This window comes from Planctobacterium marinum (assembly GCF_036322805.1).
GTDB lineage: Bacteria > Pseudomonadota > Gammaproteobacteria > Enterobacterales > Alteromonadaceae > Planctobacterium > Planctobacterium marinum_A.
The window spans coordinates 3,796,292-3,821,495 of record NZ_AP027272.1; the positions used below are offsets into that span (position 1 = coordinate 3,796,292).

Here is a 25,204-nt window from a genome sequence, read left to right on the forward strand (position 1 = left end):
CCAGATGATATTGCAATCAGGCAAAATCAATACAACAACTATTATCCTAACAGCGCTAATGCAGTTTGCGGACGCTGATTCGACTGACTCAACACCGACACACTGGCCTGCTGGATAATCTGGTTTTTAGTCAAATTCGCAGTTTCAGTAGCAAAATCTGTATCCTGAATACGCGAACGTGCACCATTAAGGTTTTCGCTCACTGTAGAAAGGTTGCGAATTGTTGACTGGAAACGGTTTTGCAAGGCACCTAATTCGGCGCGTTGAGCACCGATTGATGAAATCGCCGTGTCAATTGAAGCTAAAGCTCCAGAGGCACCAGACGCCGTTGAAATATCAACAGTACCAACGCCCAGTCCAGAAGCTCCAAAACTGGCACCGTCAGAGCTGGACAAGTTTACAGAAATACTTTGACCCGCGTTTGCACCCACTTGGAACGTAGCAGAAAAACCACCATCCAGGATGTTTACGTTAGCGAATTGTGTATCAGAACCAATTCGTGACAACTCGGATAACAACGCGGTAACTTCTTGTTGCAGTGCTGCGCGGTCAGAAGATGAGTTAATACCGTTTTGTGCCTGAATAGCCAGAGTACGAATACGCTGCAAAGATGTTGTCGTTTCAGACAAGGCACCTTCAGCTACCTGTACCAATGAAATTGCGTCATTTGCATTTCGAACAGACTGATCAATACCTTGGATTTGGCTGGTTAATTCTGCAGAAATCTGCAAACCTGCCGCATCATCGGCCGCCCGGTTAATACGGAAACCAGATGACAGTCTTTCAAATGAAGTATTTAACGCATCGTTTGAGTTAAATAATTGACGTTGCGCATTTAATGACGAAACGTTTGTATTTACGAAAATACCCATGTTATACCTCCTGAGAACCAGTTAACTTAAGAGAGAGCCACTAGTTCGCCTACTTTTTTGTCAGTCGAGAGTGCTGACGTTAAACTTGTTTTGCCCTTTGTGTTTCGACCTCACTCGAAACCTAAAAAACAAAATCCGCAATACCCCTCAACAATAGGTATCGGCATTCTCTAAAGTATCTTTAGGTTTTTTTAATTTTTTTTAGCTTATTTTTCAATTCAACCTCAACCCATTGATTTGATTGGAATTTATTTATTGAAACAATTCTATTTTGAGCTAAATACGAATCAAAAAAGAGCGTTTCAACACCTATTCCGAAATTTATGGCAGGCGCTCTTTCGGTTTTCAGCCGCGACTTCAAACATTTCAGCAACGATAAAATAATTGGCATGAGTGATGCTTAGGATGACTAATGAATGGAAAAAGTGATTTAAGTGTTCAAAACTTTGACGCTAAAAGTGGCACGGAAAGTGAATAACTGAAATAGAAGAAGCTAAAAAGCAACATCGCTAATTCGCAAACGCTTGCTATTTGCATGAATGACGGATTGGCTGGGAAAGAAATAAAAAAGCCAGGTCCTAAGACCTGGCTAAACTGCTCACGTTAGGAGAACGAGCAATGGGTTTTGTCGCCCGACTACAGGATTTGGGAAGAATTACTGGCCTCTCAACCATACTTCTACACTCTCGGTCCTGCTAGTCGGCGTTTTCACTGCCGCTGTGTTATTGATTATTAGCAGTGATACAAAAACCGTTTTTACTGTCTGATTGAGAACCAGACTTTAGCTCGACATAGGTCGAACAATTTTTAACGATTTATCCCGAAGAAACTCCAGATAAATCGTTGGGTTTGTCGCCCGACTACAGGATTTGGGAAGAATTACTGGCCTCTCAACCATACTTCTACACTCTCGGTCCTGCTAGTCGGCGTTTTATTCAAAATCTAACAGAGGTTTTAAAAATACATTCCTCTGTTCGTTTTTTATAGTGTTGTACTGACGTTCAACCTACAAGTTTGTCGCCCGACTGCAGGATTTGGGAAGAATTACTGGCCTCTCAACCATACTTCTACACTCTCGGTCCTGTTAGTCGGCGTTTCTGAGGCGGCCTCTCATTTCCTACCCTCATTAAAACAACTACCGACGCTGCAACTCCCTGCATGGTTTACTGATAACAAACTCTTCTCTTACCAGTATCGCCCGCATCATCCGTGTTGGCGCCAAATAAAATCGAGAAGGTAATTTCTAAGTAAAAAGTACATAAGAGCCATACTGTTTTAAACTTTAGAGATTGTAGTCACCGCTGACTTTTTACCTTCTCCGCTTCTTTGCAAAACCTACCCATTTGTTTTGCAAAGAAAAACCTAAAATTCTGTATTCTCAAAAAAACGTTGTTTGATAATTCGACCTTAACCCATCTACTAATTTTAAATTTTTCTTAGTTTTCGGATTTTTGGCACGCTTACTGCTTTAATTAATCTGACAGTTAAATTTTTGACTGTCAAAATAGCTGGGCAACTGTTCTACAAAAGCCTATGCTATAGAGTGAGCGAAAGCTCTGCGTCGACTTGCGGGATTGATGGCCTATACCTCAATACCTCACACTACCTCCTGGCGTTGGTCTCGTAAGTCGGCGACTTAATCTCATCCCTGAGATTGAGGGTTCAAAAGCTTTTCAAGCTATTACTCTTCTTGAATATTATCCAAGCAAGCTTAACGCCGATTGAGGTCTCTGATTAGCCTGTGACAATACTGTCGTACTGGCCTGTTGAATGATCTGATTACGAGTCAGTTCAGCAGTTTCTACCGCAAAGTCAGTATCTTTGATACGTGATCTTGCTGCAGACAGGTTTTCAGACACATTAGACAGGTTGCGAATTGTTGACTGAAAACGGTTTTGCAATGCACCTAACTCAGCGCGCTGTGCACCAATAGCAGAGATGGCAGTATCGATTGCAGTCAGTGCTGAAGAAGCATTAGCAGCGCTGGTAATATCTACTGTGCCTACGCCTAATCCCGATGCACCAAAGCTGGAACCATCCGTACTGGATAGGTTAACAGAGATTGTTTGTCCCGCATTAGCCCCTACCTGGAATTGCGCAGAAAAAGTACCTGATAAGATATTATTGCCAGCGAATTGCGTGTCTGTCGCTATTCTTGAAAGCTCCGCCACCAACGCCGTTACTTCTTGTTGCAGTGCGGTTCTGTCAGCAGATGAGTTGATACCGTTTTGCGACTGGATAGCCAGGGTGCGAATACGCTGTAAAGCCGTAGTTGACTCGCCCAATGCACCTTCAGTGGTTTGCACCAGAGAAATTGCATCGTTGGCGTTGCGAACTGATTGATCTAAGCCTTGAATTTGAGTAGTCATTCTGTCAGTGATCTGCAAACCTGCGGCATCATCTGCAGCTCGGTTAATGCGAAAACCGGAAGACAAACGCTCAAACGAAGTGCTTAATGCGTTGCCAGAGTTGAATAACTGACGTTGTGAATTTAATGATGAAACATTGGTATTTACAAATAAACCCATTTTTTTTCTCCTAACGATTTTGGTATTAATTGAGCATTTCGCTCTAATTACTAAGTAAGCTGTTTTTTATTCTTTACTTAGTCAGACCCGGCTTGTTGTTTTTATTAATTGCTCAGTGCCTGTGCTTATGTATCGTCAGCAGTAAAATTTTCCTTTAACTTTTTTTTGACTATTTTCGATATTTTTTATTTTCTCCTTATTATTCAACACTTTAAAAGCACAATTTTTGTCAAATAATTGGCGCTCATTTTATATTCTAAATAACAGAAATAAAAAAGCCGGCTGTGCAGCCGGCTTATAATCTTCTTGCTCAAAAAGTCCTCAACACTACCCCCTGGCAAGATGAATCTTCTTAAATTATCCCAACAAAGATAATGCTGACTGTGGACGCTGATTTGCCTGAGCCAATACTGAAGTACTCGCCTGCTGAATAATCTGATTACGCGTCAGATTCGCTGTTTCAGTGGCGAAATCTGTGTCTCGAATACGAGATTGTGCACCAGATAAGTTCTCAGAAACCGTACTCAAATTACGGATGGTTGACTGAAAACGGTTTTGCAAAGCACCCAGTTCGGCACGCTGTGCACCGATAGAGGAGATCGCAGTATCAATTGATGTCAACGCACCAGAAGCACCCGAAGCAGTAGAAATATCGACAGTGCCCACACCCAGACCTGAGGCACCAAAGCTGGCACCATCAGAAGACGAAAGATTTACAGAGATCGTCTGGCCTGCATTTGCCCCAATCTGAAACTGAGCAGAGAATCCGCCGCTAAGCAATGAATTACCGGCAAACGTAGTGTCGCTGCCAATTCTTGATAGTTCGGCAACCAGAGCGGTCACTTCTTGTTGCAATGCAGCACGGTCTGCCGATGAGTTGATGCCATTCTGCGACTGGACAGCTAGTGTACGAATACGTTGCAAAGCTGTAGTTGTCTCGTTCAAAGCACCTTCAGCGGTTTGGACAAGTGAAATTGCATCGTTAGCGTTACGAACTGATTGGTTTAGACCTTGGATTTGTGATTCAAAACGGTCAGAAATCTGTAGACCAGCAGCATCATCTGCAGCTCGGTTAATACGGAAACCTGAAGATAAACGTTCAAAAGACGTGGATAACGCGTTACCAGAATCGAACAGCTGACGCTGTGCGTTCAATGAAGATACGTTAGTATTAACGAATAAAGACATGATGTCTCTCCTACACTCTCGATCCAGCTATATTGGGTAAATATAGATCTGGGATCTGACCTGTGGAACAGGTCTTAAAGTTTAAAACAACAACAGCTATGAATATGGGTAGTATCCTAAAACTGTTGCACTGGCTCTCTCACATAGGGTTATCGCCTGCTAAACTTAAACCTTGAATTAAAAACATGATTTTTTTTCATTTATTTGTTTTTGCTGACTTTTTTTGATTTTTCAAAGAGAAAAGAGCCTGTTTAAACCCGTCAAATAAATGACTATTTCGACAAAAACGATAAATGGGGAGTCGCAACTATGGCCTTCCTTGGGATCCGTGGAACATCATTAGTTTTTTTAGTCTTGATGCGGCTGAAAAAGCCAAACGAAAAAAGCCAAAGCTATAAAGCTTTGGCTAAACTCACGTTAGGAAAATGAGTATAAATCGTAACAATACTATCCGGCTTTAATGGGGTTAACACTACCTCCTGGCGGATAACATTTCATATGGGTAGAAATCGTTCGGTTCTGTGATTGTCTCTGTTGGTTTACAGGTATTTTGTAGGTTCGAATTCAGTCGGACAAAGGTATTTGGTTTGACATCTTTGTCCAGCTCGCCGATTAGTGTTCCCGACAAAATCGGCATTCACTGCATCCCTGCAGCTCAAGCGGACCTACATATGAACTACAATCCTATTAACCCAACAGTGATAACGCTGACTGAGGACGCTGATTCGCCTGAGCAAGCACCGTGGTACTGGCCTGCTGGATAATCTGGTTACGGGTCAGACTGGCTGTTTCAGTAGCGAAGTCAGTATCTTTGATACGTGAACGGGCACCTGATAAGTTCTCAGACACGTTACTCAGGTTACGAATGGTAGACTGAAAACGGTTCTGTAAAGCACCCAGCTCAGCACGTTGAGCACCGATAGAGGAAATCGCAGTATCTATTGAAGTTAGCGCGCCTGAAGCACCTGCAACTGTTGAAATATCCACCGTTCCCACACCCAAACCTGATGCACCGAAGCTGGCACCATCGCTTGAAGATAAGTTAACGGAAATAGTTTGACCTGCGTTGGCACCCACCTGGAATGCTGCCGAAAAGCCACCACTTAGCAATGCATTGCCTGCGAATTGAGTATCAGTACCGATTCTTGATAATTCCGCTACCAGGGCTGTCACTTCTTGTTGCAGTGCCGCTCTGTCAGCTGAAGAGTTGATACCGTTTTGTGACTGAATAGCCAAAGTACGGATACGTTGTAATGCCGTGGTGGTTTCGTTTAAAGCACCTTCAGCGGTTTGCACTAGTGAAATCGCATCGTTGGCGTTGCGTACTGATTGGTCAAGACCTTGAATTTGTGAGGTAAAACGGTCAGTAATCTGCAGACCTGCAGCATCATCTGCGGCTCTGTTGATACGGAAACCTGAAGATAAACGTTCAAATGACGTGGATAACGCATTGCCCGAATCGAATAACTGACGCTGGGCGTTCAATGAAGATACATTGGTATTTACAAATAAAGACATCTGTCTCTCTCCTACACTCTCGATCCGGGTGGCCTTGTGAGGTATTTGGGCTTTCCGGTGACTGTCGTCGTACAGTCATATCGTTAAATTTCAACAATCACCCGTTTATTGGTTTTATTAAGTGATTGTCACTGGCTCTCTCACTTAGGGTTATCGTTATTTCAAAAAAAACCTTGAAGGTTTTTTGAGCTTTTTTGAGAAAGTGAATAAAAACAGAGGGTTATTTGTGGGTTCGGGTTGAGCTACAGGGACGTAGTGAATGCCGATTTTGTAGGGAACATTAATCGGCCAGTCGGACAACGAAGGTAGATTTAAGATCTTTGTCGAACTCATCTTTTTTTGCTCCTTGCAAAAAGACATTCTCGCCATCCATGGCGTTCAAGCTCGACCTACAAAACAACATTGTTTATGCTGGACATATGAAATTTGAAGTAAAAAAAATAGCAGGCTCAGCTGCTCATAGTGCCTTTACAGATCTCTGTTTGTGGAATGGAAACCTTTACTGTTGTTTTCGCGAAGCTGAAAATCATATCAGTAACGATGGACGTATTTGTATACTGCAATTAGACCTGATGGGCGATACCCTAAACAAGACATGGGTTACGGAGCCAAGATCAGATTTAAGAGATCCGAAATTGACCGTCACGCCTGACAATAAGTTAATGCTGTTGGTTTACCAGCGAAAATTCCAGGAAGAGAGCACTACTGCATATTGTAAACCCGCAATTTATCTCTCAAACTCCGGAATAAGTTGGTCTTCTCAACGCAAAATAGGACATAATTACTGGTGGCTTTGGCGACTTCGTTGGCACTCAATAGAGCACGACACATGCCTACAACCAGAACACAAGGCCTGGGGCTTTGCCTATAATCGAGCGGCCAATCGCATCCAACTTTATTGCGGAGATCCCCGAAGCAATTTTCAAGTTCACAAAAAAGAAGTCTTAAGCCTGGCAAAACACAACTTGGGTTATCCCAACGAGAGTGACATTGTTTTTATTGACAAAACAGCTTATGCAATCGTTCGCAGAGATGCAGACAGCTGTACCGCCCAGCTAGGCAACTCATGTTGGCCTTTCAAAACCTGGCAATGGACAGATCTCGGGACTTATATAGGCGGACCTTGCATGATTTTAAAAGACAAAAAATCAGCTTGGGTTGCCGGTAGGATTTGGGAAAAACAACAGTTTAAAACGGCGCTGTTTAACCTTAATTTTAACCAACAAAAGTTTGCTTTAAAGGCCATACTACCTTCAAGTGGAGACAATAGTTATCCGGGGCTGGTTCAACATGCAAATAAACTGTATCTGAGCTATTACTCCAGCCATAAAGACAGCAAGAGCCAGATATTTCTGGCTCAATTTGATATCAACGAACTTTAAATGTAGTCAAACAAGGAAAGATTAGTAACGCGCCCGAAAGTCTGCTGTGCAGCTTGAAGTGCAGTTTCTTGTTTGCTTAACTCGGATATCGCCTCAGCGTAATCCACATCTTCTATCTGAGAGCGGGCATCTTTATTGGCAATTTCCAAATCAAGATTAGATTCATAAACCGACTCTGCAATGTTAATGCGCCCACCAATGGAAGACACAGTATTGGATACCTTCTTCAAACCGTTGTCCAGTCCCACGAGCGCATCACTTAAGGCCTCTTGTAATGCATCGCCAGTAACCGTGGGATCACTTAACGCCCTGGAAATCTCATCAAGCGTTACTGCAAGGTTTTTCTTTTCAGGTTGCGACAATGTAAATTCCACCGTATTTGTGGGTGCCCCCGTTACGGTGAATTCAATACCTTTAAAAGTGAAGGGTTCGCCTGAAGTAAAATTAACGGTGGTATTGTCTGGGTCATTGAAGGTGATTTGTGTTCCGGCCCCATTAATAGTGCCAGTAAATGTATTGTTTGCCGCCGTAACAGCGTCATAATTTGCTTTGTGAAAACTGTCAAATGCACCTTGCTGCGCAATAGAGATACTCGCAGTCGCGGTACCGCCTGTGACAGTCCCGCTGAGTCTAGCCAAAACGTTCTCAAAAACCTCTCTGCCCGAATCCCCATTTGCGACAGTCACATTGCTTGATAACTGAATTTTATTCTGGCCATCGTCACCTTGAAAAAGGTATCGGTTCCCGGTAGCTGTGGCATCGAAGTCAAAAGCTGGCGAATCCGCCTGATTCCCGGCAAAAATGTATTTGCCATTGGCGTCCTGGCTATTCATCAAATCGAAGATTTCATCTCGGATCTGCTCAAGCTCACTCGCAATTGCCGCTCGGTCCTCATCGGTGTTAATACCATTTCCTGCCTGAACTACCAACACTCTTGCTCTGTTTGCTGAACTGGTTACGTTACTGAGTATGGCTTCTTCTTGCGACAATGAGTTTTGCAATAACGTATTATTACGGTTGTACTGTGTGATTTGGTCCAACTCTTCAGTCAATCGTAAAACACTTGCAGCTCCTACGGGATCATCTGAGGGTGTGATCAATTTTTTACCTGTTGATAACTGCAATTGAGTCTCAGAAAGGCCTATCTGATTATCAATAACACCGTTGATTGCTCGATCGAAAATCTGATTATTAGAGATCCTCATAACAAACCCCTCAATGCAATAAACCGCATGACACTATTCATTAACTTACTGCGCCTAATATTGTCTGGAACAGGCTCTGTGCCGTAGTTAAGACTCGCGCTGACGCGGCATAAGCTTGCTGAAAACGAATAAGGTCTGACGCCTCCTCGTCCAAGTTTACACCAGAAACGGAATCCACCCACTCTTTTGATTGTCTCTCCATTGCAACGGCCGCATCGTACTCCACTTGAGCGCTGGCAGTTTTGGAGCCAACTTCAGTAACTATTCCTGCGTAAGCTTCATGGAAAGTAATTTGGGTACTATTTCCATCATTGCCCCGCAACATCAGATCTTCTTCTTGCAGACCAGCCAACTTCACACCATTACTATTGTCATTAAAACCATCTGTATTATAGGCAATGGTGAAAGTATCCCCCGCTTGAGGAATACCTTCAATACTCAAGTCATATCCGGGATAATCATCTTGTCCCGTGAACCCGGCATCCCATGGAACAGCTGCAGCTTGCGTCAAAAGGTTTTCCAGCGAGCTGGCGCCATTTACCGTTGCTAATACTGCCCCCGCTGAATCTCGCACTTCGAAACTATCTGCTGCGGTAAAGACGATAGTAGTGGGTGCACCATCTCCGCCTGTGTGAGGTGACGCACCCGGACCTTGAATGCCACCCGCGCCATCAAAAGCGGAGCCTTCGGTCCCGGCGCTCACTTCAGTATTGGTTACAGAAATAGATGAAACAGAAGCAGTCCCCAAATTGTTGAGATTTGATTCAACCCGAACAGGCGAGGCTAATGCCAAATCTTCGGGGCGATTTGTTGCCATCGCGATAGCACTTGCGGCTTCCTTGGCAGGTTGGATCAGAAATTGATCATCGTCAGCATAAGCTGTACCGTCAGGGAACTGGATTTCAATATCACCTCCAATATCACCGGCAGGTATCGTAATGAAACCACCACCTGAAATATCCACACCGGTTAGTGATTGTCTGATAGCCGCGCCTGAACTATCTGTAACCGGGCTACCATCTGGGTTGAGCAACGCAATATCAAAGTCTATTGAGGTTGTACCGCCCCCGCCAGTAATCGTAATCTGATAATCTGCTGAAGTAATCTCAGCTCCCCCGCCATCGGGAACACGGGCGTTCACAGCTCCCGTCCCGGTATTGTCTTCATATGTAAGCGCACCGAACTCGGGAGTTGTAAATAAGCTGGTTCCCAACTGATTGTCCAGATCCATTCCCAGTTTGTTCTGTTCGTTCATGGCGTCGGTAATGGCTAAAGCAATTTGCCCCAATTCTCTGATATTAGGCTCCAGAATTTCGTCTCGATAGCGAATAAGCCCCCCGAGTTCCCCGCCTAAGTCTTCGTCGCTCAGGGGAATACTGACATTGGTATTATCGGATGCCACCAGCACCAGATCTTTGTATGTGGGATCTGGATTACCATTGTCACTGAAGACATTAAATGAACCATCTTCCAATACCAGTGCTTGACCGGAACCCATAAACACTAATGTAGAACCATCAGTGCGCGGTTGAGTGGTGATTTCAGCTAACTCAGATAGAGCTAAAATCGCCTGGTCTCTTTGATTTTTTACTGATTCGGAACCCGATGTTTGTGGCGCGAACTGCGTAGATTTGATCTGCGCGTTTAAATCTGCGATTTGCTGAATGAGATCATTGGCTTGTTCCAGTTTGTCGTCCAGCTCTTCATTTACGACTTCCACGCTGGTTTCCAGATACCCGTCAATATTATTAAAGCGCTTTATCATGGCTTCAGCTTCGGAGATGACAATTTCTCGAGAAGCCACATTATTCGGATCATCCGTTGCAGTTTGCAAGGCAGCAAAATAACGACTCATGCCTTCTGCAGCGCTAATTGCCTCACTAGCAAATATATTGTCTAACTGATTCAACTTCTGAAGGTACTGGTTTGCTTCGCCAAGAGAAGATGTATCGCGCACGTGTTGCTCCTGCGCAAAGCGATCCACAACGCGCTCGACATTACCTAGCAACACTCCACCAACGTCCTGCTCTTGCAGTATGCCTTTTTGTCGCACATAGCCTTCGGTATTAACGTTGGCAATGTTATTGGCCGTAGTGTTTAATAAACCCTGCTGGGCGTTTAAGCCAGAGGAAGCTATGGTAAAAATATCCGTCTGGATCATAACGCTGACCTCATGGTATTAAGCTTGTTACTCTCAGCGCTCAAGCGTTCACTGTTGTATACTGACATAACTTTATCGGCATAGGCTGGATCAGTTGCATAGCCAGACTTCTGTAACTCGTTGAAATAAGTTGCAGGGTCATCAGTTCGTTGCAGAGCCTGTTGGTAGCGAGGGCTGGCTTGCAGAAAGTTAACGTAATCATTCATTGACTCTTCGAAGGATCCATAGGCCCTGAAAGGCGCTTTGGTTTTTTGAGCAGTGCCTCCTTCAAACTCTAAAGTATCAATGTAGTTTTTTTCACCTTGCCAACCGCGACTGGCTTTAACGCCAAAGAGATTATGTGAGTTTTGACCATCACCAGAATGGATTAGATATTGTCCCCACCCCGTTTCTACAGCGGCCTGAGCCACCATCGCTTTGGGATCCAGTCCAATCTTTTCAGCCGCTTGCTGCGCAATCGGTAACAGATTTCGCACAAACTCTTCTGGTGATTCGAATCCGGGTTTTTTCTGCGGTCCTTGTAATAATTCTGCGGAAGATTCCGCTAAACCGCGATTCTGAGCCATGCTCACTTTAGCCCGACTAAAATCATTTATTGTCGAGAGGTTGCCGTCGTTGCGCAGAAGATTTGCCGGCATCACATTACTGCGCTGCGGATCCAGTTGTTGCACTATCACCTCAGCTAAACCAACACTGCCGGAAGCTGACATATTGGTGGCCAACTGTTGATCGTGCATATCGCGATAAAACTTCACTTCTTGTGAATTAAAAGGGCTATTCTCATCGGCCAATACATCTTCTGCAGCACGCATAGATTTAAGCATCATTTGAACGAAAATCGCTTCGAAGTGTTTGGCCGTTTCCTCCAGTGCTTGTTTATCATTTTTCTGGGCCCCTTGGCGCAACGCATCTAAGCTCTGTACATCATAAGCATTGCGCGCTTGCTGCATCTGGGTTTGAACGTGATTCATGGAGTCCATACTTCAGCCCTAAATAATAACCAGTTCACCCTGGAGAGCGCCGGCTTCACGCAGAGCTTCCAAAATGGCCATTAGATCACCCGGAGCCGCCCCAACTTCATTTACAGCACGAACCAGGTTATCCAAGCTAACACCGGGGTCAAATTTAAACATACGGGTATCGTCCAGGTTAACGTCAACGATTGACTGTTGCGTAACCGTGGTATCACCTTCGGCAAATTGATTAGGTTGCGACACAGTCTGCGTTTCAGCAATAGTTACCGTCAGACCACCGTGGGTAATAGCAGCAGGTTTTAAGCGCACATCTTCTCCTATCACGATTGTGCCGGTACGACTATTAATCACTATGCGTGCTGGTGCATCCGCGGGCTCAAATTCAAAGTTTTCAATAGTTGCTAAAAAACCTACGCGGGCCCCTACGTCTCTTGGAGCAGATACCCGCACTGAAGCTGCATCTATGGGGGTGGCGATAACGTAACCTTTATCTGGATCTGCACCCAAGCGCGCATTAATGGTATCCGCCAAGGTCTTAGCTGTAGAAAAATCAGGATAATTAAGATTGAGTGTTAAATAATCTCCATTCATAAGACCGCTAGGTACAGAACGTTCCACTACGGCACCATTTGGAATGCGTCCAACTGTCGGTGTATTGGAGATAATACGAGAACCATCGGCGCCTTCAGCACCAAAACCGCTGACTACTAAACTGCCTTGTGCTACAGCGTATACTTTGCCATCCATCCCTTTGAGGAAGGTTTGCATAAGTGTACCGCCGCGTAAACTTTCAGACTCACCAATGGAAGAAACGGTGATGTCAATCTTTTGACCTGGCTTGGCAAAAGCCGGTAAATCAGCGTGCACCGCAACAGCGGCAACATTGGAAATTTTTGGACTAACGTTGCTGGCAAGAGCAATCCCAAAATTGGATAACATTGCTCGGAAACTCTGCTCTGTAAAGGGGCTTTGCTCTCCAGTACCTGGTAAACCCACCACCAGACCATAACCAATAAGCTGATTGCTTCTGACTCCAGAGATTGATACAGCATCTTTTATTTTTTGCGCGTAGGTAACACTACTCATCAGCATTACCGTTAATACAAAAAACATTTTCAATAAATTCATGATGCTGCTCCTCACTTGCCTCAATACGTCAAAAAATTAAAAGGGCCACCAGGTTGATGCAAAGAACTTGCCAAGCCAACCTTGTTGTTGCACTTCAGAGAAGCTACCTGTACCACTGTACTGAATACGGGCATTGGCTATTTTAGAGGAAAGTACTTCATTAGCCGGATTAATATCAGCGGGGCGAACAATACCGGTTAGACGAATGTACTCATCGCCATTGTTCAACGTTAACCATTTTTCGCCGCGAATAATCAGGTTGTTGTTTGGCATTACCTGTACAACCGTAACGGAGATATTACCCGTCAGGTTGTTACTCTGATTAGCAGAGGCATCCCCTTCGAAATCATTACCTGCTCCAAGATCTAATTGAAAATCACCGCCAAAACCCAAGTTAAGGTTCCGACCACCGGGGCCCACAATAGGATCAAAATCTATTTGGCTATCCCGTTCCATACTAGTGCTGGCGGATTTCGTTGCGGATGTATTTTCACGTAAAATTACGGTAATGATATCCCCGATTCTGCGTCCTTTAGCATCCGAATAAAGACTATTGGCATGCATGGCATTGAAAATTGAACCATCATTAGATACTTGCTCAACGGGCATTTCCGGTACCACAGGTGCAAAAAATGGATCATTCGGACGAGGATCCACCTTAACTGTTGACTGACATGCAGTTAGCAGTAATAGAGAAGAAACAACTGAGAATTTTACGATTAGCTTGTTCATACTACACCATCATTAAAGTTGTTGGATTACCTGGCCAAGCATCTGATCCACCGCAGAAATAACCTTGGAATTCATTTCATATAAACGTTGGCTTTCAATCAGGTTTACCAGCTCTTCTGTGACATTTACATTTGAGGTTTCAAGCGAGCCTTGTTGAATCGTACCCAAACCATCTAGCCCAGGCACTCCTTGTATGGGTGCACCACTGGCAGCAGTTTCCACATACAAGTTCTGACCAATTGGCTGCAAACCGGTTGCATTGACAAAATCCGAAATATTAAGCTGTCCGATAATGGTTGGGGCCGCCTGACCTCGCACCTGAACGGAAACCTCACCGTCTTGTGAAATCGTAATCTGCTGCGCATCTTCAGGGACGGTAATAGCCGGTTGTAACTGAAAGCCCGCTCCCGGGGTTACGATTTGTCCGGTATCATCCAAGGTAAACTGGCCATTTCGGGTATAAGCGATAGAGCCATCTGGTTGCAATATCTCGAAAAAGCCACGGCCCTGAATTGACATATCAAGGGAGTTTTCAGTGGTTAACATATTACCCTGAGTATGAGCCTTTTGCGTTGCCACCACTTTACTACCCGCGCCCACCATCAAACCCGAAGGTAACTCGGTATCTGCAGATGAACGACCGCCGGGTTGGTTGATATTCTGGTATAGCAGATCTTCAAATATCGCCCGATCTTTTTTAAATCCAACCGTGCTGGCGTTAGCCAGATTATTAGAAATAACAGACACATCGGTTTGTGCTGCATCGAGTCCTGTTTTACTAATCCATAATGCCGGGTGCATAAGCCACCTCCTCATTGCCAGGAAACAAAAGCGTTTCCGTGATTAATTGCTTTAACTTATTCATTACATGATCATCAACAGACGGGTACCACGTTGATCAATTTCTTCCGCCTTTTTCATAAACTTGACCTGCATTTCGTAATGACGCTGTGCCTGGATAATGCCCATCATTTCTTCGATAGGATTAACATTACTGGCTTCCAAAAATCCGGTGCGAATACCTACAGTCAAATCCTGGTCAGCTTGCTCACCATCAGGTAATCGAAATAAGCCATCCTGACTGCGTTGCAGGTTTTCAAGATCGGGTTTAACCAATTTGATTCTGCCAACAGGCTCAAGCACATTGGCGGGTGCGCCTTGGGGTCTGACAGAGATAGTGCCATCCTGAGCAACGCTTACATTCGACAGTGGGATGGGCAAGAAAATTGGACCAGCCTCACCAACAATTTGATTACCACGGGTATCCAGCAATTCACCATTGGTACCCATCTGTAAACTACCGTTACGGGAATAGGCTTCACCACCATTTTTGTCCACAACGGCAAACCAACCATCGCCCTCAACTGCGATATCCAGGTCACGATTCGTTTGCACCATCGCGCCCGCGTCGTAGCGGTTAGCAGGACTTTCTGTCATGGCAAATACACGTGTCGGCAAACCATCGCCGAAAGCCGGCATAGCTCGGGCTTGCGCCATCATCGCTTTGAAACCTGTAGTTTGAGCATTTGCCAGGTTATTGGCCCGGACCGCACTAGCTAACAGGTCCTGTGAGGCACCTGAAGCGGCAATATAAAGCATTTTATCCATGACAATTATTTGACCTGTTATTGAGTTAACAACATTAAAGCAGGATTCGTGCCAATGATAATTTCAGAGGGATACAGAATGGAATGAGAAGCAAAGACAAAAAGGGCCACGTGATGTGGCCCTCTGTAAGTTAGGTTAGTGTTATCGGATACCCAAGATTGTCTGATTCAGGGCGTTGTTGATTTCCAATGCTCTGGAGTTGGCCTGGAAGTTTCGCTGCGCGATGATCATATCAATCAGCTCAGTTGTGAGGTTTACATTGGATTGTTCCAAGGCTGAGGAGTTGATATCACCAAAGGTCCCTGTAGTGGCCTCACCCGCTAGCGCTTCACCGGACAAAATACTCTCTTTCCAGGAGGCATTACCATTTTGGGTTAAACCCTGTTCGTTAGAAAAGCGCGCCAAAGCAATACGACTAATTGGCTCTGATGTACCGTTGGAGAAGGTGGCTCTAACCAGACCGTCCGGGCCAATATCGATACCTGTTAAACGGCCAACAGGCAAACCATCCTGCTCCAGTGAGGTCACTTCAAAAGAGGACGCAAACTGCGTGGGCTCGTTATCACCAATACCGTTGGTGTCAAGGTTAAAATTAATAGCAAGAGTCTGGTTAGTGTCAGCTCCTGAAGTCAATCCAGATAGCGGTACCGTAGTGGGTAATAAGATATCACCTGCGGTTCCAGTCGGCAGTGAAGAGCCATCAGCGGCTTGGACTGCCGTAAAATCACCACTCGAGTCGAATACTAGCCTGGTTGCCCAAACGCCTGTAGTTCCCGTCGCTCCGCCTGGGCCAGTTAACGTCTGTCCAAAGCCCACATAATTTTGGTCAACTCCCCCTACCGGACCATCATTGGGAATGGTGGGATCCGCAGGCACTGTGCCATCCGGGTTGGTGTAATCGTAAAACTCACCGTCGACTGAAGTTACAACTAACCACTCATTGCTAGTCGCGTTAGCATCTTTAATAAAATAAAAAGTTTGAATGTGTGATTCGCCCAAGGAGTCATACACCGTAATCGACGTGGAGGCATTATAAGTTGTGGTGTCATTAGGATTAAAGTCATCTGGATCTAGTGCTGGATCTCCAGCCGGTAAATTCATTCGTAAATCTACTTCCGATGTCGGTGAAGGGTTCCCGGAGGAGTCTGGAATCTGCACTGGTTCAGCTGTACTTAGCGCGATGGATGATGACGTACCATCACTATTTACCGGGAAACCCAGCAGGTTGTCGCCCTGGGAGTTTACCACAAAGTTATCTTCATTCAACTTAAACTGACCAGCTCGGGTATAAGTAAAATCCTGCGAAGAGATATCCGGAACGGTTACAAAAAAGCCGTTACCGGTAATGGCCAAATCCAGCGCAGTATTAGTGAACTGCAAGCTCCCTTGGCTAAACTGCTGCGCCACTTCCTGGGTGACCACACCGTCACCGACTTTGGTTCGGCCACCACCGAGTAAGGACGATGCAAAGACATCGCCAAATTCGGCGCGTGATTCTTTGAATCCCACGGTGTTAACATTGGCAATGTTGTTTGCCGTGGTATCCAGGTCTTTTTGAGCGGCAGCGACACCACTCAGGGCTATATTAAATGACATTGCTCGTTCTCCTGTTAATTAGCCTACATTTATTATGTCTGTTAAGCGGATACTTTCATCACCCGCCAAATTTAATACCACGCCAGAATTACCAGCTCCCGCCAGGCTGACGCTTTCGACTCTGCGATTAATACCAAAGGGAATGGATTCTGTTTGTCCGTTGACTTCCCCTTCGATTTTGATGTTGTAAGAACCCGGGGGCAAAATGTTGCCAGCATCGTCAGTTCCGTCCCAACCAAATTCAATATTTCCGGCTTGCTGGCTACCTACATTGATAGTACGCAGCACCTGGCCGATGTCATCTTCGATGATGATTTTCATGTCTTGCACATTTTGTGCAGCTACCGCAGTCCCGGTCACCTGGGCGTTTATCTGCACATTAAGCCCCGTATTGAGTCCATCAACAGTCCCGGTCGCTTCAACGCGGTATTTGCCCCGTGGCATATGATTTCCGTCGGCGTCGGTACCATCCCAACCAAAAGAGATAGCCCCGGCATCGTGATTACCACCGTCAATTTCCCGTACCACTTCGCCATATTCATTGAGGATCTGAATTTTCAGGTCTTCAACAGGTGCGTCAGCTATAATGGCACCACTGACGGCACCATCCTGCCACGTACTGCCGACACTGGATTGCGTTAACACTGTTTGTCCGATTAAACTCGTGGCCTGCAGAGCCTGGTTAGAGTTCATTGAAGAGGCAAATTCATCAAACTTGTCGTTTAGCTGCGACAAGCTGTCGGCCATGGTAAAGCTGGTCATCTGAGCTACCATCTGGTCGTTATCCACCGGCTTAGTGGGGTCCTGCATTGCTAACTGTTCGGTGAGCAGGGAGAAGAAATCCTCCTGGGTCAGCTGAGAATTGGCGTTAGGATCAGCAATCGGCACCCCTTCTTCCTGCCAATACAGCTGATCGTTTAGTAATTTACTACCTATTGCGTCCATCTTATTCTCCTATCGACCCTGGCCTAGCATCATCACACGGCGGAAAATTCGCTTGGTGGTATCAGCCACCTGCACATTCGCCTCGTAGGCTTTTGAAGCCGAGAGCATATCTGCCATGGCTTCCACTACATTCACATTAGGCTTAAAGATGTAGCCATCTTCATTGGCCATGGGGTGATTGGGGGAATATTCCACCTGCAAGGGTTTTTGGCTTTCCACGACTCCCAACACATTAACCTTGGTGCCCAGCGGTGCCTGGGCATCCGTGGCATTTTTCATTTCTGCGGCAAAAACTGCATGCCGCGCTTTATAGGTTTCACCGTAGGAAGAGCTAACACTGTTGGCATTGGCCACGTTACTGGCGGTGGTATTCAACCTTACGCCTTCGGCATGCATGCCCGACGACGCAATGTCCATTACATTAAACAAACTCATTATTGCTGCCCTCCGGTCAGTGCCTTTTTCATGCCTTTAAATTTACCGTCTAAAAACTGAAGACTTGCCTGGTAACGCAATCCGTTATCCAGAAACGCATTCTTCTCCATTTGTGCTTCTACTGTGTTGCCATCACCGGTATCCGGTTGTGTTGGAACCCGAAATGTGACGAGTCGGTCGCTTTGCATTTGTCCTTCAATATGTCCGGTTGAGGTGCGATTGAGATGCATACGCTGTTCATAAGAGGCACTTTTCATCGCCTCCTGAAAATTGATGTCTCTTGCTTTATAACCGGGTGTATTTTGGTTTGCCAGGTTACCGGCAATAAGTTCCATTCGATCCTGCCTTACTGAGACAGCTCGATGATGCAAAGCGGTTAATTTGTCTAAACTGATAGCCATATTGGCCTCCACAGCGTCAAAAAACTTACAGTGGAATCAAAGCAAGGCATGTGCCAGTTTTTTAGAAGAAGGGATTTTAAGAGATATTATCTGAGCAAAGAAGCGAGACAAGCCTTAGTATTAAAGGGACTTCATGCTGTTAGTAGAGCTATTTCCGAGTGTAATACAGGCCCGGATTACACCGAATCATATTAAAATCAGAGGATAAGCCCGCCATAGATTCTGACGCGCCTAAGAACAAAATGCCGTCTTTATTTAACACAGAGGCAATTTTTTGCAGTATGGCGCTTTTTACTTCCGGTGCAAAATAGATCAACACATTGCGACAGAATACCATATCAAAGCGCCCCAGATTGGCGTAGCTGTCTAGTAAATTGAGTTGTTTGAAGGTAACCATACGCGCAATTTCCGGCTTGATACGTTTGTTTCCCTCTGGCGTATCGTCGAAAAATTGTCGTTTACGCTCCTCAGATAGCCCCCTGGATAAGGACAATGAATCATAGGTAGCAATTTTGCATTTTTGCAGCATTTCCGTGGACAGGTCGGTACCAATGATTTGCACCCCGGGAAATCGGCTATTCAGCTTTTGATATTCAGCCGCAGCCATCGCTATAGAATAGGGCTCCTGACCTGATGATGCTGCAGCACACCAGATTTTTACCGGCTGTCGAGTTTCTGCAAACTTTGGGAACAACTCTTTAACTAACAGCTCAAAAGGATACCTGTCTCGAAACCACAGTGTTTCGTTGGTGGTCATGGCATCGATTGCGTCGTCTCTCAAACCGCGGTTTCTGCCATTGATAACATCATTAACCACCTGACTAAGCGATGGCTCGTCATATTTTCGCATCAAAGGCGCTAAACGACTTCTCACCAAATATTGCTTGTTCGGTCCCAAAACGATACCGCAGCATCGCTCCAGAAACTCACTGAACAGTGTGTAGTCGTCTTCGCTTAATGTTTTATTTACCACAGATTAATTTTCCGCTGACTTATCCAGCCATTTCTTTACCGCAGTAGCTAGTTCATCTGGATGGAACTTCGCAATAAAGTCATCCGCCCCTACCTTTTTAACCATCGCCTGATTGAATACACCACTCAATGAGGTATGCAGCACCACATGTAATTTAGCCAATTCAGGGGTGCTCTTGATTTCTGCTGTTAAGGTGTAGCCGTCCATCTCAGGCATTTCAATGTCACTAACTATAACACCAACCTTGTCGGTTACATCACCGGTTTCCGACGCAATTTCTTTCAGCCTTTCAAGCGCTTCGCGACCATCTTTGGCGGCTTCAATTTCCAGACCTAATGAAGACAAGGCCTTTTTAACCTGGCTTCTTGCTACTGATGAATCATCCGCGATGAAAATGATTTTGTCATCCAGACTGGCATCGTGCTTGGCTAACTCTTCAGCCATGTCTTCGCGTACAACTTCACGGGCTGGCGCGATTTCATTGAGGATTTTTTCAACATCCAGAATTTCTATTAATTCGCCATCAACTTCTGTCACAGCAGTAAGATAACTGGCCTTACCCGCCCCCTCAGGTGGTGGCAAGATTGCTTCCCAATTGATATTAATAATGCGCTCCACCGAACCCACTAAAAAACCTTGTACAGAGCGGTTGTATTCCGCGATGACAATAAAGGCATTTTTGATATCTTCAATCTTACGTCCACCTGTGGCCATACTCATATCGATAACCGAGATAGTTTGGCCGCGAATATGGGCAACACCACGAACCAGCTTATTCAACTTAGGCATTGAAGTTAAGGGCGGGCACTGTAAAACCTCACGCACTTTAAATACGTTAATTCCGTAGCGTTGGCGATTATTGAGTTTGAACAGTAATAGCTCAAGGCGGTTTTGCCCCACCAGCTGAGTTCGTTGGTTAACAGAATCTAAAATTCCCGCCATAAAACACCTCTAATTCATCCAAACAGGCACGATACTTGAATAGTACTCTTATGTGGATGCGTGATTATTATTCGCCCACACAGCGTTATTTTTTTGACGCTGTTAAGTTTTTACCAAAATTGCCTTTAAGCATAGCCAAATTGGAAGAAAGTGAACATGAAAAATTTCGCCAACCTCAAGAAAACCTTAAAACTTTCCTTAATTGGTTGGTTTATAACAACCAATATAGCGGCTGCGCAAGAAAAAGATTTAATGCGTAATCTTGTGGAAGAGACCGCAGAGATATTTGTTTACCAAAATGCCGAAGTAGACAATATCAACGATGTGCAAATTTCCGTCCGGAATATTGATGAGCGAATCAACATTCCCGCCTGTCCTGTGGATTTGCAAGCCAGCAGTAGTACACAATCTTTGCGTCAATCCAACGTAACGGTAAGAGTGAGTTGCCCGAGCAATGGCTGGTTCCATTATCTGAGTGTCAGTGTAACGGAAATGCAAGAAGTGGTTGTGCTGGCAGACACGGTATCACCCGGCACCTTGTTAACTGAAAACAATGTCACGATAGAAAAGGTAGACAAAAGACGTATAAGAGGTGGCACGTTTGCCGATATAAAAGAGGTAATTGGCGCGCGGCTAAAGCGGCGTTCTCGTGATGGCACCACCGTCTCTCCGAATATGTTATGCTTTGTTTGTAAAGGCGACGCCATTGTAATTACGGCTAAGCTAAGTGGATTAGAAATAAAAACCAGTGGTGTAGCGCTGCAAGACGGCAATATTGGTGATACGATTTCCGTACAAAACAGACGCTCCAAAAAACAGCTGGAAGCACAAGTCGCAAATGTGAATGAGGTGCGGGTCCAGATTTAGTAGAAAAGCTCAGCGACTTAGAGGGTTGTCGATGCGCAATTTGAAAACTGCCAATGTCTCTGTACGCTAAACGAATATTGGCAAATCATTGATTTTATAAAGACTTTTTTATGGTCTTAATTTAAACTGCATGTATACAGTTAGCTAGTATAAAAAACCTGCGAATTAATTGTTTTTTTATTAAAGATAACCAGGCCTCGGCCGATAAGCTAACTGAGGGTTTAAAAGTATTGGAATTTAATCATGGCTATTAACAATGTAAACGGCACAGGTCAGAAGCCGCAGTTGGAGAGTCAACGACTCAATCAACAGCAGGCTCAACAAGGCCAAAGTGCAAATACAGCACAGCAAGCTCAAACCGCTGCTGCTGCCCCTCGCCAGGATTCCGTTTCGCTGACCCAGTCAGCACAACAACTGGCGAATGTGCAGAAAAAAGCAAGTGACGCTCCGGTGAATCAAGATAAAGTTGATAAACTGAAAGCGGCGATTCAGAACGGCTCTTATAAGATTGATGCTGAGCAACTGGCATCCAAAATCTCAAAAGCGGAAACTGAACTGTTTGGCTTATCCAAAGGTTAATTGATGTCAGATTTGACTGCAGCTTTAGAACAACAACTGACGCTACTTAAGGCGTTGGAAGCTAATCTCCAAAGAGAACTGGAGTTAGTAGTTGCTCGCGATGCTGAAAGTCTTCTGACATTGGTTGACGAAAAATCTGGTTTACTAGAGCAGTTAGCAGAAAATGATGCGTCTCTGCAAAAGTTGAGAGCGCCTGAGAGCGAGCTTTCAGAAGAACAACTGACGTTGGCTCATCAAGGTAAGGAGCTGTTGCAGAAGTGTCAGCACCAGACTGAAGTTAACGCTGCGGCAGTAGAAAAGAACCAAATAAGACTACAGCGCCTTCGCAACGTAATGCTGGCGGTGCGAAACAAAGAATCTCTCACATACACCAACAAGGGTAAAACACAGGGCGGTATGTTAGGCTCTGGTGTCAAAGCCTGATTTTTAATTAAACCTTTATCAATCGTTACCCAACTATCTCCCTTGAAGAAGAACCCAGGTAGATACTCATTCTCAAGGTTCCTCACAATTATTTGAGATTTTACCAGTCACCTGCCACCTAAAATTATATTTATTTTAATCAATTCGTGGGCTTATCGCGTTAAAGTGTTTTACCAATAAGTTAAGAAACACGGAATAAGTGTGTTAATGACGTCTAATATTGTCGTGTATAGCCCCCCATTTGTCCTCATGAAGCGCCATTTAAAAACATTAAGCAATGTTATCGGTGATTTTTATGGATAAAAAATCTAACTGTGCCTGGCATGGACGCGCATTGTGACGACGGAAGCTTGTTGTGTTTCAATGGATTAAGCCTAATGCGGGGAGCTTTTATCTTTCGCATACGGTTTCTTTTGGCAAAAAGACAAATTCATCGGGAATGAATTTGGATGGCTTGAGTTGCCCTCAGGGAAATACAAGGATGCATTTCAAAAATGGTATGTGGACCAAAGAGATTTGGCACAGAAAAGCCGTGGATAGTGCCTGCCACGCTAAACTGATGTCAAAAAAGATATGAGGGTTCTTAAGTATTCATCTCGATTTAGTTGCTGCTCAAACGACAAAACCTCTCGTGGGAGAGGCTTTCATCTTGAGCGGATAGGGAAAACTCTATATATCAGTAATAGGTTATTTCTTTTATTTTTCTTGGGCGTGCAGTAGAGAGGTAAATATCATACACCTTTTGAAAATCAAGACTCAATTCGGTTGCATAAACATCCTCACCTACCGGATAGGTTTTTACTACTTGAGCTCCCCTGATCACACCTTCCACGGAGGCCTTCAAATCATTATCCTTTAACACTAAGTTAGCCAATGACTGTTGGGTATCAATTCGTTGTCCATAAACCTGCTCAGCCAATTCTTTGTAGGCATCTAATTTTGATGCCTTTATCGCCATCAACATTTTAGCAGAGTCAGTATTACCCATTTGTGCGCTAATTGGGGCATAACCTACCGCAGTCAACACAGGATGTTGCTCCGGCTGAACATACTCCCACTCGACCTGTTTATCACTGTAGTACATTGCTTCTAGTGATTTACACCCAGAAAGCCCAAGTGTCACGAATCCAACGACAAGCAATTTGTCTACCTTGGAATTGAAATTTGTCTTCATAACCCACCATCAGTTTGCCTGAAATTTGCTTACTATCCGCTTAACAAAACACTACTTTGATCAGCGCTGTATTATTGACGCAATTTGCACATCAACAATGTTTAGTTGAACCTAAGCAAGTTGTTTGCCATTTATTCTAATGTTCACTATCGATTAATTAAGATGGTACGTAATGTGCTTATACCAAAGTATATGAAAATTCTGACGCCTTATTGACGGTAACTCCCCAATATCTGCTGATGCAAATAGCCTGATGTGGCGTCGTGTTAAAGGATTGGTATCGAGGTTTTTATGTTCAGACTGATTTTTACATTGTTGACACTACTCAGTGTAGCGAGTCTGCATACACATGCAGCCTGGTTTGAGGCCAGTGGTCAAGCGGTAATACACAACAACAATAAAGAGTTGGCTAGGCAACAAGCAACTCATGAAGCTATTCGACAAGCCCTATTGTTTGCTGGGGCTTCGGTTCGCAGTGTTCAGGAGATGACTGATGGACTATTGCAAGACGAACATCTTGAAATAAGGGCTTCAGGCGAAGTAGCAAGTGTCGAATTGATATCTGAGCATTACTACGATGATTTTGTAGAAGTCGCTATCAGAGCGGATATCTTTCCCCAAAGAGATCAGTGTAGCGCTTCTGACTATAAGAAAAATATTGTCACCAGTAAGATCCATGTCAGCGCCTACCGCCAAGCAGCCATAGGTGGCCTTAATTCCATTGATGGCCCATTGGCTAACGCCATAAAGGAAAGCTTTGAAGTCTACTCCCAGAGGGCCATGATCAGTAAAATAGAGCCCTACACTTTCTTTCCTCAGCCTCAAGATCTCAAAACGCAATCAATGTTACTGGCTGAACAAACTAGTGCGCAATACGTATTGATAGGCGACATCGTGGAATTGAGCTTAGATGAAGAACCCAAGACCTATCTGGATGTAGCAAAGTTTTGGGATGAGAAGCACCCTGGTAGAAATCTATCGATTCGTTTTATGTTATTGGACGGCACCAAAGGAGATATTCTTTTTGACAAGACCTATCATCGCTCGGCGATTTGGCAATTTGATAAACACCAGAGAGTACATGCTACAAGTAAAGAGTTTTGGGGATCGCAATTCGGCAAAGCTACCCAAGAAATGTTACGAGAATTAACCTCTGAAATTGATGAACTCATCGCCTGCATGCCAACCTATGGCAGAATAATTGGCATTCACAATAACAGCCTGTCTGTGAACATTGGTAGTAAACAAGGTGTAAAAAAGGGTGACGAATTAGCGGTTTTTCAAATGCGTCATTTTTTCTCACCTAATGGCTTATCCCAAACGCAATACAGTATTCATCCGTCAAGGGTAGTGGTGACCGAAGCCTTCTTTAACTCAGCACAACTAAGAGTGGTAGATGGCACGCCACTGGCGAATATTCAACCAAACGATTTTGTGGTGCGCCGCTAACGCTTTAATTGTAAGTGTGATTGCGCAATAATCTAAACAGTGAATGATAACTCGTTTATAGCTTAATCAGCGTCCCCATAGTTTAACCGGATAAAACAAGAACCTCCTAAGTTTTAGATCTGCG

24 protein-coding genes are annotated in these 25,204 nt (G+C 44.6%); 5 read left to right on the forward strand and 19 right to left on the reverse strand.

Annotated features, from left to right (window positions below; all coding sequences use genetic code 11):
• Positions 1 to 41: 41 nt before the first annotated feature.
• From AABA75_RS16810 to AABA75_RS16830, 5 genes are all read right to left on the reverse strand, one after another.
• Positions 42 to 872: a flagellin gene (locus AABA75_RS16810; RefSeq protein WP_338293901.1), complete on the reverse strand. Its 831-nt coding sequence runs from the start codon at positions 870 to 872 to the stop codon at positions 42 to 44.
• Positions 873 to 1,053: 181 nt separating this feature from the next.
• Positions 1,054 to 1,263, reverse strand: a complete 210-nt coding sequence (locus AABA75_RS16815) for a hypothetical protein (RefSeq protein WP_338293902.1) — start codon at positions 1,261 to 1,263, stop codon at positions 1,054 to 1,056.
• A 1,306-nt stretch (positions 1,264 to 2,569) separates the two neighbouring features.
• A complete protein-coding gene (locus tag AABA75_RS16820) occupies positions 2,570 to 3,400 on the reverse strand; it encodes a flagellin (RefSeq protein ID WP_338293903.1) in 831 nt (276 codons plus the stop codon).
• Positions 3,401 to 3,757: 357 nt separating this feature from the next.
• Entirely contained in the window at positions 3,758 to 4,588 is an 831-nt protein-coding gene (locus tag AABA75_RS16825) for a flagellin (RefSeq protein ID WP_338293904.1), read from the reverse strand.
• A 687-nt stretch (positions 4,589 to 5,275) separates the two neighbouring features.
• Positions 5,276 to 6,106 carry a flagellin gene (locus tag AABA75_RS16830; RefSeq protein ID WP_338293905.1) on the reverse strand — a complete coding sequence of 277 codons (831 nt, stop codon included), beginning with the start codon at positions 6,104 to 6,106 and terminating at the stop codon, positions 5,276 to 5,278.
• 419 nt (positions 6,107 to 6,525) lie between these two features.
• On the opposite strand from AABA75_RS16830, the gene AABA75_RS16835 reads away from it, so the two are divergent.
• Positions 6,526 to 7,488 (forward strand): hypothetical protein, encoded by a 963-nt coding sequence (locus AABA75_RS16835; protein WP_338293906.1) that lies wholly within the window; start codon positions 6,526 to 6,528, stop codon positions 7,486 to 7,488.
• On the opposite strand, the gene flgL is transcribed toward AABA75_RS16835, so the two are convergent.
• The 13 genes from flgL to AABA75_RS16900 form a co-directional block, all read right to left on the reverse strand.
• Positions 7,485 to 8,693 (reverse strand): flagellar hook-associated protein FlgL, encoded by a 1,209-nt coding sequence (flgL, locus tag AABA75_RS16840; RefSeq protein WP_338293907.1) that lies wholly within the window; start codon positions 8,691 to 8,693, stop codon positions 7,485 to 7,487. The two genes, AABA75_RS16835 and flgL, sit on opposite strands and share 4 nt — an antisense overlap.
• Before the next feature lie 40 nt (positions 8,694 to 8,733).
• Entirely contained in the window at positions 8,734 to 10,854 is a 2,121-nt protein-coding gene (gene flgK, locus AABA75_RS16845) for a flagellar hook-associated protein FlgK (RefSeq protein WP_338293908.1), read from the reverse strand.
• Positions 10,851 to 11,834 (reverse strand): flagellar assembly peptidoglycan hydrolase FlgJ, encoded by a 984-nt coding sequence (gene flgJ / locus AABA75_RS16850; protein ID WP_338293909.1) that lies wholly within the window; start codon positions 11,832 to 11,834, stop codon positions 10,851 to 10,853. Before flgJ ends, flgK begins: the two co-directional genes overlap by 4 nt.
• A 9-nt stretch (positions 11,835 to 11,843) precedes the next feature.
• Entirely contained in the window at positions 11,844 to 12,956 is a 1,113-nt protein-coding gene (locus AABA75_RS16855; protein ID WP_338293910.1) for a flagellar basal body P-ring protein FlgI, read from the reverse strand.
• A gap of 36 nt (positions 12,957 to 12,992) precedes the next feature.
• Positions 12,993 to 13,688 carry a flagellar basal body L-ring protein FlgH gene (flgH, locus tag AABA75_RS16860; RefSeq protein ID WP_338293911.1) on the reverse strand — a complete coding sequence of 232 codons (696 nt, stop codon included), beginning with the start codon at positions 13,686 to 13,688 and terminating at the stop codon, positions 12,993 to 12,995.
• A 12-nt stretch (positions 13,689 to 13,700) separates the two neighbouring features.
• Positions 13,701 to 14,489, reverse strand: a complete 789-nt coding sequence (gene flgG, locus AABA75_RS16865) for a flagellar basal-body rod protein FlgG (protein ID WP_338293912.1) — start codon at positions 14,487 to 14,489, stop codon at positions 13,701 to 13,703.
• Positions 14,490 to 14,552: 63 nt separating this feature from the next.
• Positions 14,553 to 15,296 (reverse strand): flagellar basal-body rod protein FlgF, encoded by a 744-nt coding sequence (flgF, locus tag AABA75_RS16870; RefSeq protein ID WP_338293913.1) that lies wholly within the window; start codon positions 15,294 to 15,296, stop codon positions 14,553 to 14,555.
• 141 nt (positions 15,297 to 15,437) lie between these two features.
• A complete protein-coding gene (flgE, locus tag AABA75_RS16875; RefSeq protein WP_338293914.1) occupies positions 15,438 to 16,892 on the reverse strand; it encodes a flagellar hook protein FlgE in 1,455 nt (484 codons plus the stop codon).
• An 18-nt stretch (positions 16,893 to 16,910) separates the two neighbouring features.
• Positions 16,911 to 17,837 (reverse strand): FlgD immunoglobulin-like domain containing protein, encoded by a 927-nt coding sequence (locus AABA75_RS16880; RefSeq protein ID WP_338293915.1) that lies wholly within the window; start codon positions 17,835 to 17,837, stop codon positions 16,911 to 16,913.
• Positions 17,838 to 17,846: 9 nt separating this feature from the next.
• A complete protein-coding gene (gene flgC, locus AABA75_RS16885) occupies positions 17,847 to 18,272 on the reverse strand; it encodes a flagellar basal body rod protein FlgC (protein WP_338293916.1) in 426 nt (141 codons plus the stop codon).
• The gene (gene flgB, locus AABA75_RS16890; RefSeq protein ID WP_338293917.1) at positions 18,272 to 18,673 is read right to left on the reverse strand and encodes a flagellar basal body rod protein FlgB; all 402 of its coding nucleotides are present in this window, start codon (positions 18,671 to 18,673) and stop codon (positions 18,272 to 18,274) included. The genes flgC and flgB overlap by 1 nt, the downstream gene beginning before the upstream one ends.
• Positions 18,674 to 18,821: 148 nt before the next feature.
• The gene (locus tag AABA75_RS16895; protein ID WP_338293918.1) at positions 18,822 to 19,646 is read right to left on the reverse strand and encodes a CheR family methyltransferase; all 825 of its coding nucleotides are present in this window, start codon (positions 19,644 to 19,646) and stop codon (positions 18,822 to 18,824) included.
• 3 nt (positions 19,647 to 19,649) lie between these two features.
• Entirely contained in the window at positions 19,650 to 20,588 is a 939-nt protein-coding gene (locus AABA75_RS16900) for a chemotaxis protein CheV (protein WP_338293919.1), read from the reverse strand.
• A 156-nt stretch (positions 20,589 to 20,744) separates the two neighbouring features.
• Here AABA75_RS16900 and flgA point away from each other — a divergent pair, with 156 nt between their 5' ends.
• The 3 genes from flgA (at position 20,745) to flgN (ending at position 22,457) form a co-directional block, all read left to right on the forward strand.
• Positions 20,745 to 21,455 carry a flagellar basal body P-ring formation chaperone FlgA gene (gene flgA, locus AABA75_RS16905; RefSeq protein ID WP_338293920.1) on the forward strand — a complete coding sequence of 237 codons (711 nt, stop codon included), beginning with the start codon at positions 20,745 to 20,747 and terminating at the stop codon, positions 21,453 to 21,455.
• Between the two features lie 243 nt (positions 21,456 to 21,698).
• The gene (flgM, locus tag AABA75_RS16910; protein WP_338293921.1) at positions 21,699 to 22,034 is read left to right on the forward strand and encodes a flagellar biosynthesis anti-sigma factor FlgM; all 336 of its coding nucleotides are present in this window, start codon (positions 21,699 to 21,701) and stop codon (positions 22,032 to 22,034) included.
• A 3-nt stretch (positions 22,035 to 22,037) separates the two neighbouring features.
• Positions 22,038 to 22,457: a flagellar export chaperone FlgN gene (flgN, locus tag AABA75_RS16915; RefSeq protein WP_338293922.1), complete on the forward strand. Its 420-nt coding sequence runs from the start codon at positions 22,038 to 22,040 to the stop codon at positions 22,455 to 22,457.
• Positions 22,458 to 23,133: 676 nt separating this feature from the next.
• On the opposite strand, the gene AABA75_RS16920 is transcribed toward flgN, so the two are convergent.
• Positions 23,134 to 23,631, reverse strand: a complete 498-nt coding sequence (locus AABA75_RS16920) for an LPP20 family lipoprotein (protein WP_338293923.1) — start codon at positions 23,629 to 23,631, stop codon at positions 23,134 to 23,136.
• Positions 23,632 to 23,922: 291 nt separating this feature from the next.
• Here AABA75_RS16920 and AABA75_RS16925 point away from each other — a divergent pair, with 291 nt between their 5' ends.
• A complete protein-coding gene (locus AABA75_RS16925; RefSeq protein WP_338293924.1) occupies positions 23,923 to 25,080 on the forward strand; it encodes a flagella assembly protein FlgT in 1,158 nt (385 codons plus the stop codon).
• The last annotated feature ends 124 nt before the right edge of the window (positions 25,081 to 25,204 follow it).

Excerpts from the sequence above, each read along its gene's own strand:
- AABA75_RS16810 (WP_338293901.1), bottom strand. The coding sequence starts at position 872 with ATGGGTATTTTCGTAAATACAAACGTTTCGTCATTAAATGCGCAACGT.
- AABA75_RS16815 (WP_338293902.1), bottom strand. The coding sequence starts at position 1,263 with ATGCCAATTATTTTATCGTTGCTGAAATGTTTGAAGTCGCGGCTGAAA.
- AABA75_RS16820 (WP_338293903.1), bottom strand. The coding sequence starts at position 3,400 with ATGGGTTTATTTGTAAATACCAATGTTTCATCATTAAATTCACAACGT.
- AABA75_RS16825 (WP_338293904.1), bottom strand. The coding sequence starts at position 4,588 with ATGTCTTTATTCGTTAATACTAACGTATCTTCATTGAACGCACAGCGT.
- AABA75_RS16830 (WP_338293905.1), bottom strand. The coding sequence starts at position 6,106 with ATGTCTTTATTTGTAAATACCAATGTATCTTCATTGAACGCCCAGCGT.
- AABA75_RS16835 (WP_338293906.1), top strand. The coding sequence starts at position 6,526 with ATGAAATTTGAAGTAAAAAAAATAGCAGGCTCAGCTGCTCATAGTGCC.
- flgL (WP_338293907.1), bottom strand. The coding sequence starts at position 8,693 with ATGAGGATCTCTAATAATCAGATTTTCGATCGAGCAATCAACGGTGTT.
- flgK (WP_338293908.1), bottom strand. The coding sequence starts at position 10,854 with ATGATCCAGACGGATATTTTTACCATAGCTTCCTCTGGCTTAAACGCC.
- flgJ (WP_338293909.1), bottom strand. The coding sequence starts at position 11,834 with ATGGACTCCATGAATCACGTTCAAACCCAGATGCAGCAAGCGCGCAAT.
- AABA75_RS16855 (WP_338293910.1), bottom strand. The coding sequence starts at position 12,956 with ATGAATTTATTGAAAATGTTTTTTGTATTAACGGTAATGCTGATGAGT.
- flgH (WP_338293911.1), bottom strand. The coding sequence starts at position 13,688 with ATGAACAAGCTAATCGTAAAATTCTCAGTTGTTTCTTCTCTATTACTG.
- flgG (WP_338293912.1), bottom strand. The coding sequence starts at position 14,489 with ATGCACCCGGCATTATGGATTAGTAAAACAGGACTCGATGCAGCACAA.
- flgF (WP_338293913.1), bottom strand. The coding sequence starts at position 15,296 with ATGGATAAAATGCTTTATATTGCCGCTTCAGGTGCCTCACAGGACCTG.
- flgE (WP_338293914.1), bottom strand. The coding sequence starts at position 16,892 with ATGTCATTTAATATAGCCCTGAGTGGTGTCGCTGCCGCTCAAAAAGAC.
- AABA75_RS16880 (WP_338293915.1), bottom strand. The coding sequence starts at position 17,837 with ATGGACGCAATAGGTAGTAAATTACTAAACGATCAGCTGTATTGGCAG.
- flgC (WP_338293916.1), bottom strand. The coding sequence starts at position 18,272 with ATGAGTTTGTTTAATGTAATGGACATTGCGTCGTCGGGCATGCATGCC.
- flgB (WP_338293917.1), bottom strand. The coding sequence starts at position 18,673 with ATGGCTATCAGTTTAGACAAATTAACCGCTTTGCATCATCGAGCTGTC.
- AABA75_RS16900 (WP_338293919.1), bottom strand. The coding sequence starts at position 20,588 with ATGGCGGGAATTTTAGATTCTGTTAACCAACGAACTCAGCTGGTGGGG.
- flgA (WP_338293920.1), top strand. The coding sequence starts at position 20,745 with ATGAAAAATTTCGCCAACCTCAAGAAAACCTTAAAACTTTCCTTAATT.
- flgM (WP_338293921.1), top strand. The coding sequence starts at position 21,699 with ATGGCTATTAACAATGTAAACGGCACAGGTCAGAAGCCGCAGTTGGAG.
- flgN (WP_338293922.1), top strand. The coding sequence starts at position 22,038 with ATGTCAGATTTGACTGCAGCTTTAGAACAACAACTGACGCTACTTAAG.
- AABA75_RS16920 (WP_338293923.1), bottom strand. The coding sequence starts at position 23,631 with ATGAAGACAAATTTCAATTCCAAGGTAGACAAATTGCTTGTCGTTGGA.
- AABA75_RS16925 (WP_338293924.1), top strand. The coding sequence starts at position 23,923 with ATGTTCAGACTGATTTTTACATTGTTGACACTACTCAGTGTAGCGAGT.